Origin of the sequence: Mucilaginibacter gossypii, from assembly GCF_900100945.1 — a bacterium.
Classification (GTDB): Bacteria; Bacteroidota; Bacteroidia; order Sphingobacteriales; family Sphingobacteriaceae; genus Mucilaginibacter; species Mucilaginibacter gossypii.
Map to the genome: position 1 here is coordinate 17,601 of NZ_FNCG01000006.1, position 14,529 is coordinate 32,129.

Below are 14,529 nucleotides of genomic sequence, written 5' to 3' on the forward strand. Positions count from 1 at the left end.
AGCCATAGCAATTTCAAAAACAAACATTATCACCACATTATAACATCCATTGACCAAATCACCTAATGAAATCGAAACTATTTTATTTGACATTGTTGACTGCATTTCTTTCAAATGCCAAGGCGCAAATCCCAGGAGCTAAAGTTGGTTCATTTGACCAATTCATAGATATTGGAACAACCCAAATTAAAGGATTCGCGAGTTACCAAGAGCCCCTACAGGCCTATCGTTTAATAGGTTCAGGTATGAATATCTGGTTCGGACATGACAGTTTTTCTTTTCTGAGTAAAAAAATCACCGGAGATTTCGTTATACAGGCGCAATTGAGTTTTGTAGGTGATGGGCATGAGCCACACGGAAAAGCGGGCTTAATGATTAGAACTTCTACCGCAGCAAACTCGCCGGTAGTAGCCTGAACCATTCATGGTGACGGCTTAACATCGCTTCAATACCGCACAACTACAGACACCATGATGAAAGAAATCAAACTAACCATCAAGTATCCCGATGTATTACAATTAGAAAAAAAAGGGAATAATTACACGATGTCTGTGTCACATTTTGGAGAAAAGTACCTGGTACAAAAACTGGAAAACATTGACCTGGGCAACAACGTGGTTGCGGGCCTTTTTATTTGCGCACATACCAATAAGTTTACCGAGGAGGCAGATTTTTTCAATACACGAATATATAACACCGCCCCCAAGGAACTGGTTCAATACAAAGAATACCTTGGCAGTGCTTTGGAAATTATGGATATCAATACCGGGCTACGACAGGTTGTTTTAAGTGACAGTGGTTCTTTGCAAGCACCTAACTGGACTCCAGATGGCAAATCACTGATATTCAATAAAGCTGGTAACCTATACAATTTCAGCCTTGACAACAGTTGTGCAAATTTATTAAACACCGGCTTTGCTAATAAAAACAATAACGACCATGTTCTTAGTTTTGATGGACTGCAAATTGGCATTAGTCACCATGCATTAGAAGAAAAAGGACGGTCAATAGTATACACGCTACCCATCACCGGTGGTTTTCCAAAGCAAATAACGACCAAAAGTCCATCATATTTACATGGTTGGTCGCCTGATAACCAATTCTTGTTATATACAGGCGAACGAAACGGGGAGTTTGATATTTTTAAAATATCAAAAAATGGCGGAAAAGAAATCCGACTGACCAATAGCCCCGGTCTAGATGACGGAGCAGAATATTCACGCGACGGAAAATACATTTATTTCTGCTCTACACGCACAGGAAAAATGCAAGTTTGGCGCATGGATGTTAATGGAAAAAACCAAACGCAATTAACATTCGATGATTTCAACAATTGGTTCCCCCATGTGTCGCCCGATAATAAATGGCTGGTATTTATATCGTTCCAAAACCAGGTACCTGCTGACAAACATCCATTTTATGAACACGTATACCTAAGGTTAATGCCGGTTGAAGGCGGCCCAGCAAGAGTAATATCCTATTTATATGGCGGACAAGGAACAATAAACGTTGCAAGCTGGTCGCCAGACAGCAAAAAAATAGCATTTGTTAGCAATGGAAATTTTTAAAACACATAGAAAAAATTTAAAGCATGAACACTAATCAAATTAAGTCAACAATTATGGGTACCCATAAAAAAGCATTGAAAATAATCATTTTGGCTATTTTTTTATCACCAATATCAGCCATTGCACAAAGAAAAAATTTCTATCCATTAATTCCTTCGCTTAACGCCTACTCCTTCAGCGATTTATTAACAGCAAAAGATAATCGTGATAAACAACCGGTTTACAGCATATTCAACCTATTGGATTGGTGCGCCTCACAAAATATAAAAGGCCTTGACCCAACTGCTTATTTCTTCCCTTCCTATCCTAATGTTCCTTCAGACGAATATCTTAAAAGATTTAAGGAAAAAGCTACACAACTGGGTATAAAAATTACAGGCACCGGTATAAGAAATAACTTTGCCTCACCTGACCCTAAAGTACGAGCAGAGGGATTACAGCTTGCTAAAGATTGGATTGTTGCCGCCTCTAAAATGGGCGCTCCTGTGGTTAGAGTGTTTTCAGGAGACATTCCCAAAGGATATGAAAACAAATGGGGAGAAGTTGCCGGATGGATGATAGATTGCTATAAACAATGCGCTACCTATGCCCAACGTTATGGTGTAAAAATTGGCATCCAAAATCACGGAGATATGTTGCAAACAGCCGATCAATGTCTTTACGTGTTAAAAGCTGTTGATTCTAAATGGGTAGGATTAATTGTGGATACAGGCAATTTTAAAACAGAAGATCCCTATGAAGATATTTCAAAGGTCGTGCCATTCGCTATTAACTGGCAGATAAAAGAAAGCCCGTTCGGTATAGGAGGCACAGTACCTACTGATTACTTAAAACTTATCAAAATCATCAAAGCTGGCGGCTACACCGGTTATCTTCCTGTCGAAACCTTATTAGTCCGGGGCAGACCCTACGACCCATTTGAATCTGTCCCAGAAATGCTAAACAAACTGCAAGCTGCAATTAAACAAGTTTACAATTAAATACGCTGGAACTTTGACCGAATACTTTAAATGAAAAAAATCAACAACCTAAGTCAGTTGCTGCTGGCATTACTGTTTATTGCCACTGGAAGCAAGACTATATATGCCCAGCAAACCGTAAATTATAGCGATGCATTTGCACAAAATGCAAAAATGGGCCGAGGCGTAAATATAATCGGATATGACCCCTTATGGAAAGATGCCACTAAAGCCCGAATGAAAGACAAACATTTCAAACAGATAAAAAATGCTGGATTTGATAATGTCAGGATAGTCATTAGCCCATTTAAATTTTCTCTGCACGATTCAACTTTTACCATTAACCCCGATTTCTTTAAAAAGTTGGATTGGGCTGTAAAAGAGTCTTTAAGAAACAATCTAATGACTATAGTTGATTTTCATGAGCACAATGCAATGGGAAAAGATCCATTGGGTACCAAATCAATGTTTTTATCCATGTGGAAACAAATTGCAGACCACTACAAAGATTATCCTCATGATGTCCTGTTTGAAATTGCTAACGAGCCGAACATGAAGCCCGAACTGTGGAATAAAATTTATAGTGAAGCCTACGATATTATACGTAAGTCTAATCCCTACAGAACGTTGCTTGTCGGAACGGTTTATGGTAACCAGATCAAATATCTAAATAATTTGACTTTACCTGAAAGAGATAGCAATATCATTGTTGCTATCCACTATTATAGTCCTATTCAATTCACTCATCAGGGTGCTCCATGGTCCTTAAAAAACAAAGACTTAAGCGGCATCACATGGACTGGAACCAACGAACAAAAACAAGCGGTGACGGATGATTTTGACATGGCAAATCAGTGGGCTAAAAAAAATAACCGTCCAATAACGCTGGGCGAGTTTGGAGCTTATGAAAAAGCCGATATGGCTTCACGCGCGAAATGGACCAATTATGTAGCGAGACAAGCAGAAATCAGAAACTGGAGCTGGAGTTACTGGCAATTTGATTCCGACTTTATTCTTTATGATCTGGATAATGATGAATGGGTACAACCAATTAAAAATGCCCTGATACCTGCGAAATGATTGATCATAGCAATAAAATTGTCAAAGTTGGAATTGTAGGTTCCGGATTTGCGGCAGACTTTCATTACAACGTTATAAAACGAGTTTACTGCGCAAATTTGCAAATAGCAGGTGCGTTTTCCACAAACAGTTTAAGGCTGAAGGCATTTACAACGGCACGAGGGATTAAAAGCCTTCCTACACTGGACTCACTAATTGAAATCTGTGATGTATTACATATCTGCACGCCTCCTTCAACTCATGAAGAGTTGGTCATAAATGTTTTAAAGAAAGGCAAGCATGCAATTGTAGAGAAACCGTTTACCGGATATTTTGGAGACGGCTCTGACAACTTTAATGGAGATCTTTTTAGCCGTAATGATGGATTAACATTGGCCTTAAACAGCATTGAAAATATGCTATCGGCAGAGCAGGCGAGCAAGGGTAAAATTATGTACGCCGAAAATTGGATATATGCGCCTGCTATACAAAAGGAAAAAGAGCTCATCGAAAAAACAGGTGCACAAATACCGTGGATACAAGCACAACAATCCCACTCAGGATCACATTCTTTAGCTTACGGGAAGTGGAAATTATCGGGGGGAGGCTCTTTAATAGGCAAGGGAAGCCATCCGTTGGCCGCATCGATTTATTTAAAAAAGATAGAAGGTATAAAAAGAAACGGAAGACCAATTCGCCCTAAAGAAGTTTCAGCCAGGACGCATGCCATTACCCGAATGCCCAGTTTTAAAAATGAAGGGTATTTGAAAGACATGTATGAAGATGTAGAAGATTACGCAATCGTTCACCTGGTATTTGACGACGGAACTATTGCCGATATAACTGCCTGTGAGTTGTTACACGGTGGTGTGAAAAACTATGTTGAAGTACATGCAAATAACCATCGTACGATATGCAATATTGCGCCTAATAATGCCATGCAAACCTATAACCCTTCAGATTCAAACTTCGCCGATATTTATGTGGTCGAAAAAACCAGAACAAAACAAGGCTGGTCTTTCATTTCGCCGGACGAAGCCTGGTTCAACGGATATCAACAGGAAATGGAAGCATTTTATCAAACTGTGATATCCGGAGAACCCATAGAAAGCGATAGCCAATTGGCCGCCGACGTAATTACGACTATTTATACTGCTTATTTATCCGCTGAGTTGCAAGGAAAATCGGTGCCTATTTCATTAACAAGGCGGTAGAACATGATTTAAAATAACACTACCTGACAGCATACATGCAGTGATCGCTAAATTGAAATGAAAAAAGAAGAATATCACACCGAGAAGTCAGTAAAACAATACCGATGGACCATCCTTTGCCTGGTGTTTTTTGCAACAACTATTAATTATCTTGACCGGCAGGTAATCAGCCTGCTAAAAGACGACTACTTAGAACCACTTTTCGGATGGAATGAATCAGACTATGCCAATATAGTAATTGCATTTCAAATCACCTATGCCCTGGGGATGTTGGGCTCTGGTTTTATTATTGATAAAATAGGTACAAAGCGAGGCTATGCATTAGCTCTTTTTATTTGGAGCATTGCTTCAATCGCACACGCTTTTGTCAAATCCACTTTCGGATTTTTAATAACCCGATCCGCGCTTGGGTTTAGTGAGGCGGGAAATTTCCCTGCTGCTATAAAAACGGTAGCAGAATGGTTCCCCAAGAAAGAAAGGGCATTAGCCACAGGTATTTTTAATTCCGGTACGAATGTAGGTGCAATATTTGCCCCTCTTTGTGTGCCATTTATTGCCATTAAATTTGGATGGGAATGGACGTTTATCCTAACGGGCGCCATTGGAATTATTTGGTTAATTTTTTGGTTCGTTTTTTACCAAACCCCTCAACAACACAAAAAAATATCCAAAGATGAATTCCAATATATTACTAACGATGAAAATATTAACATCGCCGAAACACAAAAAACCAAATGGATAAGCTTATTATTTTATAAACAAACCTGGGCATTCGCGGCGTTAAAGTTTTTTACCGACCCTGTCTGGTGGTTTATATTGTTCTGGCTTCCTTCTTTCCTAAACAGGCAATATGGAATGACCAAACTGAACCTGGCATTGCCAATTGCAGTGGTATATACCATGGCCATGTTTGGAAGCATCATAGGAGGCTGGTTGTCAGGCCACCTCATCAAGCTCGGCTGGCCGGTATACAAAGCACGTAGACTAGCTTTACTCATATTTGCACTTTGTGCCTTACCTATGTTGGCGGCGCAATGGCTAGGCACTTTCAATTATTGGAACGCTGTGGCAATTATTGGCCTGACGGCTTCAGCTCATCAGGCTTGGTCGGCCAATATTTTTACAACTGTATCTGATATGTTTCCCAAAAAAGCAATTGCATCAGTTGTGGGCATCGGCGGTACGGTTGGTGCCGTTGGAGGGGTACTAATTTCTAAACTTGCTGGATTTTTACTTACCTACTACAGTAACCTCGGGAAAATAGAAGTAGGCTACTACATCATGTTTATCATATGTTCAATGGCCTATATTATTGCTTGGATAATTTTTAGTTTGTTGGCTCCTAAGATGCCTAAAGCAGAGATATAGCTTAATTTAAAAGCAAACCTCGTAAACCAATAATAAATGAAAAAAATAAAGTTAACCCTATTTCTAATCGGTGGTTTTTTTATGATTTATGTTAATGCAGCCGCACAAGACAATCAAATCACAAAACAGGAAAAAAAAGACGGCTGGAAATTGCTATTTGACGGGAAATCAACTAAGGGCTGGAAAGGAGCATTTCTTGATCAGTTTCCCAATAAGGGCTGGGTTATTGAAAATGGATTATTAGAAGTAGAAGCTACAAATGGCGCAGAATCCGCAAATGGTGGTGATATTGTAACGATTAAGGAGTATGATAATTTTGAATTGAAAATTGATTTTAAATTAACTAAGGGTGCCAACAGTGGGGTAAAATATTTTGTTGAGCCGCAACAGCCAATTCCCGGTACATCGAGATCTGCTATTGGCCTGGAGTATCAGTTATTGGATGATGCCACCCACCCGGACGCTAAACTAGGCAAAAACGGAAACAGAACTATTGCCTCATTATATGATTTAATTCCTGCAATTGATAACAAACCAGTCAAACCGATTGGCGAATGGAACACCTTAGAAATAATATCTAACGGAACTAATGTGCAGCATTGGTTAAACGGGGTGCTAGTGTTAAGTTACGATCGAACTAGCGATATGTTTAGATCTCTGATTGAAGAAAGCAAGTATAAAGATATACCTGATTTTGGGATCAATAAAAAAGGCCGCATACTTCTTCAGGATCATGGCTTCAAAACTTATTTTAAAAACATAAAAATAAAGGAGAAAAAGTACAACGAAACACCCATACAGGGAAAAACATTAAAAGAAACACCAGGAATAGTATCTTATACCTACCGTAATAGCTTCCAGAGAAATTTCGAAGCAACACTTGATACGATAAAAGCTTTAGGATTCACTAATATTGAGTTCTCCAACCTCTTCGGAAAAAGTCCTGCCGCTATTAAAAAAATGTTAGACGAAAGAGGTATGAGGTGTACATCGTTTGGCGTTAACTATGAAGATTTGACTAACAAAACAAGTGAGGTTGGACAAAATGCGGTAATATTAGGAGCTTCATTTGTACGGATGGCGTGGATTCCGCATGAAAAAACAAACCTGACAATAGATGTTGCCCAAAAAGCGGTACGTGATTTCAATATTGCAGGTAAAATACTGAAAGAAAAATTTGGATTAACTTTTTGCTATCACAACCATGGTTTTGATATGCAATGCTATGGAGCAAACACATATTTCGACTATTTTATGGCAAACACAAGACCAGAATTTGTCAGCTTTGAGTTAGATATATTATGGGCATTCCATGCCGGAAAAAACCCCATTGACTTATTAAAAAAATACGGAGAGAGGTTTAAGCTAATGCATGTTAAAGATTTAAGGAAAGGTGTTATAGGAAATCTTACAGGTACGACACCGGTAGCAAATGATGTCGCACTCGGCTCCGGTCAAATAAACATCGCAGAAATAATAAAGGCAGCACAAAAATCAGGAATAAAATATTTTTATATAGAAGATGAAAGTAATGTAGTAAAACAGCAGGTCCCTGTGAGTTTAGCGGTACTAAAGTCGTTGTAAAAATTAGACGCATAATTAAAATCGTGACCATCTAATAGACGGGTTTAAAATAAACTTTGTCAAAGCGTAAATAATTAACTTTAACCGTAATAGCATCTGACAATATATAAAATTATGTTGAACCGTTTTTAAACAGCCTCTAAGAAGAAAATCTGTTCTTAATTGAAAAGAAACCCAAAATCTAATAATACCAAAGCTTAACGTCAATATAAGTTTTTTTTACAACATAATTTATTTATATTTAATGACTTAAACTCGCAATTATGAAAAAAACCAGGTCTCTTTTAACTTTACTTTTGTTGGCCGGAACAGCTGCAGGCCAAACTTCGGCGGTATCGGTATTGCAAAATGAACTGGTCAAATCGTTGCAATCAGAGGGAATTCTGTTAAAGGACCAGCAAAAGAGCTGTACCGGTGATTGCAGACCTGCGTGTCCCTGGAAAAATGACCGTCAGCGTACCAAGGCGATCCAACAGGATTCACAATTAATGAACTATCTGGTCGGGCACTTTAACCCGCCGACATTCGTCGACGGGCAAAATGTCCTGCCAAATTTCAGTTACTCGAACTAAAGCCTTACCCGTATAGGCAGATACCTGATCAGAAATGGAGACCTAAGCGTCATCAATACCCAAAACCCACAATTGGGAATTTGGAATATCAATCAGATCAGTATCCCATCACCCGTGGAAGGGGCAAGTACGTATCTGCTTAACTACAGTATGAACAACCTATTCACCAACAAGGGGACTGCCAGTATAAGCTCGAGCTTTCAGAGTTACATCAGCGGCAAACTGCAAGACGAAACCAATGTTTCCAGAGATCAGAAAATGTCATTGACTGTCGCCGCCGGCGTTTTTGAAAACCAATTAGCGACAATCTATCAGAACGCCCGCGACGGAAGCATCAATGGCGCACAGTTCGGATCATTGTATGATCTATGGCTCACATACGCAAACGGTAAAGCGCAGGCCGGTGACCAGATCATATCCAATTTTACAGGCATTTGCTTCTATTCAACACAGGGCCTGGATAATTCATCAGGCAATACCTTTACCGCGTCCGTCAACGGAAGCGGTACTTTCCCATTCCTGAGCTACGGTTTGATCGACAATACGAACTGGACAAAAACAGACGAGCTTAGCACATCTAGCCGAAACTATCACGTTTACTTTTTCAAGCAGCCCAACTTCATTAATATTCTGACAAAAGACGAGATATTAAAGGCATGGAGCCAGGTAACAACCCTTCCCGATCCTGTAACTATTAGTTCATCGACCATTCTTCCTAACAAAAAGCTTATCGTACAGATCAAGTTTGGCCCTGTTGCGAAAGGATCATTTTCGAATATCAAATTAGATACGGCTTACAGTTTCCTGCATTTGAAAAGTACAAGGTTCATCAAAAACATCGTGCTGGATAACGATCCCAAGGATGTGGTCAATAATGGTGACGGTTTTTATACATTTAATATAGAGGTTACAAGAAATGAGGACTTCATTGCAAGCAACAGCAGTTCCGTATCCAAAACGATCTCCAATACCTTTCCCATCAGGTTATACTTTGACAACCCGTTAAATAATAAGTACTTGGAAAACGTTTATACAAATATTCAGCTACAAACGTGATGTGACTATTGGCGATATGCAAAATTTTGAAATTGAGCGCAAACGACTGATTACCGAAATTTCCGATCAGAATAATACTTTAACTAAACTTAGAACAATGCTTTTATCTGAAGATATTGACTTACAAGATTATAAAATCATGAAGTCTCAGAGTGAAGAAAAAATTGTAAGACTCGAGGCAGAATTAAAAGAAGTTAAGGCAAAAAGTTTAGCACAAAATGATTTAAGTCCTATCGTTGACGAAGCATTGATTAGACTAAAATGCCTCGTAAATTTGTACAAGGGAGGCAGCGTGGAAGAAAAAAGGTTTATCATCGGTTCGATCTATCCCGAAAAAATGATAATTCTTGAAAATTCAGGTCGAACCGGAGAGGTGAACTTCGCGGCACAACTTATGTTCCAGATAAACAGCGGGTTACATAAGAAAAAAACCGGAGTTAGAACTAAAATTAGAACTAACTCCGGCTCGGTACCCAGCGCCGGAGTCGAACCGGCACGGTTTCCCACAGGTGTTTGAGACCAGCGCGTCTACCAATTCCGCCAGCTGGGCATGTTGTAAGTGTCTTTCCTTACAAGCGGGCTGCAAATGTAGATAAACTCTCCTTGATTCGCAACAGATATTTTTGTTTATAGTAAATATTTGCAATTTCTATCCGGCGGCTTTCCTTCGCAGTATCGTCCAACTGTTCATAATCTTTGGTCAGCTTCTCCAGCTCTTCATTCATATCCCCTTCAATAGCAAGTGTTTCTGCGGTTATGGCAGCCAGGTGCGTTGCATCATCAACTTCCATAAGCCGCTCATTGATATCCATCATTTCCATTAAAAAATCTGCAGGCAATTGTGGTTTTGCCCCTTCAGATACCAGGTCGTGCAGTTTTAAAATGTATTCTAAACGTTTTGCCGGGTCGCCAAGCGCGTGGTAAGCCTTGTTATTTAGGGTAGATAACTCCAGGATCTCCTGCTGCCTGGTTTCATCCTCATTGGCATAAAAATCGGGATGGTAAAGCTTGCTCAGCTCGTAAAACTTTTTCTTAAGTAGCGCCTGGTCAACCTTAAAAGATTCAGGGATACCGTAAAATTCAAAATAGTTCATAGGGCAAAGATAACTATTAACAAGTTATCCATGCCGATATCAACTTCATGTTAAAATAAGTTATCTGCTATGCATTGGTCGGTTTCGGCTTTTTCTACCAATTCTGTTTTGGAGTGCGTATCAACAAACAGCTTTCTGTCTTTAGTTAAAGTGGGCGCTACGCCCAATGAACCTATCCCGGCAGTGGCCAACATCATAAACAATAAAAGCCCGCAAAGCCTCGTGAACTTTTTAAGTTTTTTCATTTCGATTTCAGAAAATAAATTACAGGCATTACCCTCTTTGGGGTTTGTACCTAAATAATTAAAATGGAAATGATTACCACATCGGATAATCAGTAAGGAAGGATTATCCTATAAGGGACTATCGGCATCGCCTAAATCCGGCTTGAAAGCTTGGTTAAAAAGAGCGCGTTTAACGAGCCTGCCGGGTATAAACAATTTAGAAGTTTTTTTAATGCTGATATCGGCTTCCAGGCTATGCAAAAAGCTTAACGCGGGCAGACTAATATCCCCGGAAATTAAAGTTGAACAATTATTCCGCTTAGCCGTTTTAACAGCAGCTTTATATGATAATGATTTTGAGACCCTGTTTACAAAACCGGCAACCAAAGTTGTATCGGGAAGAGCTGCCTTATTTGTGGTTTGGATAGTAAGCCCCGAAAAAGTAAAAAAGCAAAGCATTACCATAGCTGTTAACAACCATTTGGATAACACGCTTTTTACCGGGCTAAATATCATTATATAAATGTAATGATATTGATCTACAAAAAAGCCCCTGCGCAAATTCGCAGGAGCCAGCCCATTTGTCTGAAAAAATCTTATTTCTTATTTCATGTAATCTTTATCTAAAAACAGGTAGCGCGCCCGGTTAACCTCCGGCATCTCCTCGCTTTTAACGTCAATATTCATAAATTTAACATGATTGTTATCCTTAATTGCCGACCATTTTGGCAAGCCTGCGCCGTTAGGGTTGGCAGTTTTTATAAAGTTGGCAAAGTAGTTTTCCATGGTTTCGGATACTTTGAAATCATCGGGTGTCCAGGCATAGGTTTTGTTCCCGGCCAGGTTCCCCATGGCATATTCAATTTCTGAAGCATGGGCAGCACCCACAGGTGGCGGCATTTTCGGGGCCGGTTTTGCGGCATCGCCCTTAACCACACCGCCGGCAAGCCCCGGGGTGGCATTCCCCATAGAAGCTACCATGGCCGGGCGAACCCGTGAAAACAGGTAACGATAAACCGGCTTCCCTCCGGTTTGTACCTGTAAGTCGGCCCATTTCCAGGTGCTGTATACGATAAACCGGTCGCTCGACAAGTCGGTTGCAACTTTGATCACTTCCCCGTCATTAGCAGCCGGGTATAGTTTCAATGCTTCCTCTGCCCTGTCACCATATAATTGTTTGAGCGTTTTGGTATAATTTTCAAGCGTTGGCGCATCGCCGCGCATCATGAACTGGAATGGTACTTCGGCCGAGTTCCAGCCCACTAACAAAGGAACTTTAGCCTGTTGGCCCGCCATAAAGATCTCAGGCAACGATTTTGGCAGCAAGTAATTATCAATAGTGGCCGACATTGGCGGCGTACCAGGTTTAAAAGCATCGTTCAACAATTGTTCGGCGGGTATAGCCCGGAGATCGGCCAGGGTATTGGCTTTCTCGTTAGCAGCAAACCTAAGGCCGTTTTGTTCAGCGTCAGCCAATGGTATAGGGAAAAGTGTTGGTTTGATACCCGCGCCACTCTCGCCGATAGCACCCGCGATCAGGTCTTTTGATAAAGGTGAAGCCATTTGTACCGATACGGAGATAGACCCTGCCGATTCACCCGCAATGGTAACACGTTTGGGATCGCCGCCAAAGGCAGCTATATTTTTTTGTACCCACAGCAAGGCCAGGTGCTGATCAAGGTACCCATAGTTACCCGACGAATGGTTAGGTGATTCTTTAGTTAATTCGGGATGCGAAAAAAAACCAAATACACCAAGCCTGTAATTTACGGTTAGCGCTACGATGCCTTTTTTAGCCATGCTTTCGCCATCATAGCGCGACTCAGAACCATCACCGGCCATTAAGCCCCCGCCGTAAAAATAAACCAATACAGGCAACTTCTCTTTGGCTGATTTTGCCGGCGTCCATACGTTTAGGTATAAACAATCTTCGTTCATACCTGATGAACGAAAGCCCATATCACCAAAAATGGGCTTCTGCATGGGGTTATGGCCAAAATGATCGGCCTTTAATGTACCCTCCCAGTTTTTGGCGGGCTGAGGCTCCTTCCAGCGCAAATCGCCCACGGGCGGCTGTGCAAACGGAATACCTTTAAAACTTAATACGTTTGATGCTTCGCGAGTACCCTCAAGCGCGCCGTTCTCAATGGCGGTTTTGTTTGCCGATAGCTGCGCCATTACCTTTACCGAGGCAACTTGTGCAAGCAACAGCATTACTAAAATTGGTTTCTTCATTACTGGTATTTGGTTAGTCTGGTTTAATTGATGGAGATTTTTTGAATTCGATCCTTATTGTATCAATTTGTTACAATAATAAATTATTTTTCGATAGCTATCAATTTTTTTTATTTACTTGTGCCTTTGTTTTGTTACGATACATGAATAAAGAGTTTCACCAACTGGAAAATAACATCGCGGGCGAGGGTTTTCTACCAGGTCTTGCTGTAGATACAGTTATTTTTGGTTTTCATGACAACCAGTTAAAGGTATTGCTGCTGGCTTATAAAAATACCGGGCTATATGCGCTTCCCGGCGGCTTTATTCATGATAATGAGGATGTGAACGAAGCGGCGCGGCGGGTACTTCAAAGCCGAACAGCCTTAACCAACATTTACCTGGAACAGTTTTATGTTTTTGGCAATTACAGCCGGTATGATCCCGGACCGCTTAAGGCCATTATGCAGGCCCGTGGCTATAACCCGCCCGCTGATCACTGGTTATTAAAGCGTTTTATTTCGGTGGGATACTATGCGCTGGTTGATTTTACCAGGGCTATCCCAACACCCGATGAGATATCTGATAGCTGCGACTGGTACAGCCTGAATGAACTGCCTGCGCTGATGCAGGACCATCAGCAAATTATCAATAAAGCACTGGAAACCCTGCAGAACGAGCTTGACCAAAAGCTGATAGGTTTTAACCTCATGACCGAGGAATTTACCATGGGCGACCTGCAATCGCTCTACGAAACCATTCTTAACAAAAAGCTGATCCGCGCTGCTTTTCAGCGTAAAATGCTGGGGCTGGGTATTTTGGAGCGCGTGGCAAAAAAATGGACTGGCGGCGCGCATAAGGCACCATACCTGTATAAATTTGTTTCGAACAGGTTGCCGGCGGATAATAGCTAAAACCGGCAACACCTTCTTTATTGATCTATTTGTGTGTTTTTGTGATGAAACAATGTCGCAATTAACCCCTTAACATGTCTTGATACCCCCCTCCTATGTTAGGGTACAAGACTTAATTTTACTTTCACAAAATCACTCAATTATAAATCTATAAAAACAATGACATCATGTTAGCTATTAATCCTTATTTAAACTTTAACGGTAATACCGAAGAAGCTTTTAATCACTACAAGTCAGTATTTGGCGGTGAGTTTGCAATGGTTATGCGTTTTAAAGACTCACCTGCGGCAGCCAATACGCCCGAAAAACACCAGGATAAGCTTATGCATATTGCACTACCCCTTGCTAATGGCAGCATGCTCATGGGTACGGATGCAATTGGTGAAGGAGGTATGCCATTCGTAACTATGGGTAATAACTTCTCGCTCACCATAAGTGCCGAATCAAGAGAGGAGGCAGACAAACTGTATAGTGGTTTAGCCGAAGGCGGTAATGCTGTTTCGCCTATGCATGATGAGTTTTGGGGCGATTATTTTGGCTGGCTTACCGACAGGTTTGGCATAAACTGGATGATCACACACAATCCTAACGCCACCAAATAATAATTTATTGATTTTTTAGGGTCGGATGAACCAATCACCGTCCCTAAAAAATCAAACATTTCTATTGTTCAACCAAAGGTTTTAGGTACACACCAAAACAG

15 protein-coding genes and 1 tRNA gene are annotated in these 14,529 nt (G+C 40.7%); 12 read left to right on the plus strand and 4 right to left on the minus strand.

Going from position 1 to position 14,529, the window contains the following annotated elements; translation table 11 throughout:
* Window positions 1-65 precede the first annotated feature (65 nt).
* From BLS28_RS31160 to BLS28_RS13245, 9 genes are all read left to right on the plus strand, one after another.
* Window positions 66-416, plus strand: a complete 351-nt coding sequence (locus BLS28_RS31160; protein WP_218134410.1) for a hypothetical protein — start codon at window positions 66-68, stop codon at window positions 414-416.
* A 54-nt stretch (window positions 417-470) separates the two neighbouring features.
* Window positions 471-1,568 carry a TolB family protein gene (locus tag BLS28_RS13210; RefSeq protein WP_218134411.1) on the plus strand — a complete coding sequence of 366 codons (1,098 nt, stop codon included), beginning with the start codon at window positions 471-473 and terminating at the stop codon, window positions 1,566-1,568.
* A gap of 23 nt (window positions 1,569-1,591) precedes the next feature.
* Window positions 1,592-2,548 carry a sugar phosphate isomerase/epimerase family protein gene (locus BLS28_RS13215; RefSeq protein WP_091167685.1) on the plus strand — a complete coding sequence of 319 codons (957 nt, stop codon included), beginning with the start codon at window positions 1,592-1,594 and terminating at the stop codon, window positions 2,546-2,548.
* A gap of 30 nt (window positions 2,549-2,578) precedes the next feature.
* Window positions 2,579-3,607, plus strand: coding sequence for a glycoside hydrolase family 5 protein (locus tag BLS28_RS13220; protein WP_091167688.1), 1,029 nt, complete (start codon window positions 2,579-2,581; stop codon window positions 3,605-3,607).
* A complete protein-coding gene (locus tag BLS28_RS13225; protein ID WP_091167691.1) occupies window positions 3,604-4,800 on the plus strand; it encodes a Gfo/Idh/MocA family protein in 1,197 nt (398 codons plus the stop codon). Before BLS28_RS13220 ends, BLS28_RS13225 begins: the two co-directional genes overlap by 4 nt.
* 57 nt (window positions 4,801-4,857) lie before the next feature.
* Window positions 4,858-6,168, plus strand: a complete 1,311-nt coding sequence (locus BLS28_RS13230; RefSeq protein ID WP_091167694.1) for an MFS transporter — start codon at window positions 4,858-4,860, stop codon at window positions 6,166-6,168.
* A 36-nt stretch (window positions 6,169-6,204) separates the two neighbouring features.
* Complete coding sequence (locus BLS28_RS31165; protein ID WP_218134412.1) at window positions 6,205-7,752, plus strand: 3-keto-alpha-glucoside-1,2-lyase-like domain-containing protein; 1,548 nt, start codon at window positions 6,205-6,207, stop codon at window positions 7,750-7,752.
* Window positions 7,753-8,015: 263 nt separating this feature from the next.
* Complete coding sequence (locus tag BLS28_RS13240) at window positions 8,016-8,324, plus strand: hypothetical protein (RefSeq protein WP_091167697.1); 309 nt, start codon at window positions 8,016-8,018, stop codon at window positions 8,322-8,324.
* A 150-nt stretch (window positions 8,325-8,474) separates the two neighbouring features.
* A complete protein-coding gene (locus BLS28_RS13245) occupies window positions 8,475-9,380 on the plus strand; it encodes a hypothetical protein (protein ID WP_143020751.1) in 906 nt (301 codons plus the stop codon).
* A 470-nt stretch (window positions 9,381-9,850) separates the two neighbouring features.
* Here the strand turns inward: BLS28_RS13245 and BLS28_RS13250 are convergent.
* The 3 genes from BLS28_RS13250 to BLS28_RS13260 all read right to left on the minus strand — a co-directional run bounded on the left by BLS28_RS13250 (window position 9,851) and on the right by BLS28_RS13260 (window position 10,719).
* Window positions 9,851-9,930 (minus strand) — tRNA-Leu (locus tag BLS28_RS13250).
* Between the two features lie 19 nt (window positions 9,931-9,949).
* Window positions 9,950-10,474, minus strand: a complete 525-nt coding sequence (hscB, locus tag BLS28_RS13255) for a Fe-S protein assembly co-chaperone HscB (RefSeq protein ID WP_091167701.1) — start codon at window positions 10,472-10,474, stop codon at window positions 9,950-9,952.
* Between the two features lie 50 nt (window positions 10,475-10,524).
* Window positions 10,525-10,719: a hypothetical protein gene (locus BLS28_RS13260; RefSeq protein WP_091167703.1), complete on the minus strand. Its 195-nt coding sequence runs from the start codon at window positions 10,717-10,719 to the stop codon at window positions 10,525-10,527.
* 211 nt (window positions 10,720-10,930) lie between these two features.
* On the opposite strand from BLS28_RS13260, the gene BLS28_RS30520 reads away from it, so the two are divergent.
* Window positions 10,931-11,221, plus strand: coding sequence for a hypothetical protein (locus BLS28_RS30520; RefSeq protein ID WP_143020752.1), 291 nt, complete (start codon window positions 10,931-10,933; stop codon window positions 11,219-11,221).
* An 80-nt stretch (window positions 11,222-11,301) separates the two neighbouring features.
* Here BLS28_RS30520 and BLS28_RS13270 read toward each other — a convergent pair whose 3' ends face one another.
* Window positions 11,302-12,933: a carboxylesterase/lipase family protein gene (locus BLS28_RS13270; RefSeq protein WP_091167707.1), complete on the minus strand. Its 1,632-nt coding sequence runs from the start codon at window positions 12,931-12,933 to the stop codon at window positions 11,302-11,304.
* A 143-nt stretch (window positions 12,934-13,076) separates the two neighbouring features.
* Here BLS28_RS13270 and BLS28_RS13275 point away from each other — a divergent pair, with 143 nt between their 5' ends.
* Complete coding sequence (locus BLS28_RS13275) at window positions 13,077-13,826, plus strand: NUDIX hydrolase (RefSeq protein WP_091167709.1); 750 nt, start codon at window positions 13,077-13,079, stop codon at window positions 13,824-13,826.
* A gap of 167 nt (window positions 13,827-13,993) precedes the next feature.
* Complete coding sequence (locus BLS28_RS13280; RefSeq protein WP_091167712.1) at window positions 13,994-14,428, plus strand: VOC family protein; 435 nt, start codon at window positions 13,994-13,996, stop codon at window positions 14,426-14,428.
* Window positions 14,429-14,529: the final 101 nt, after the last annotated feature.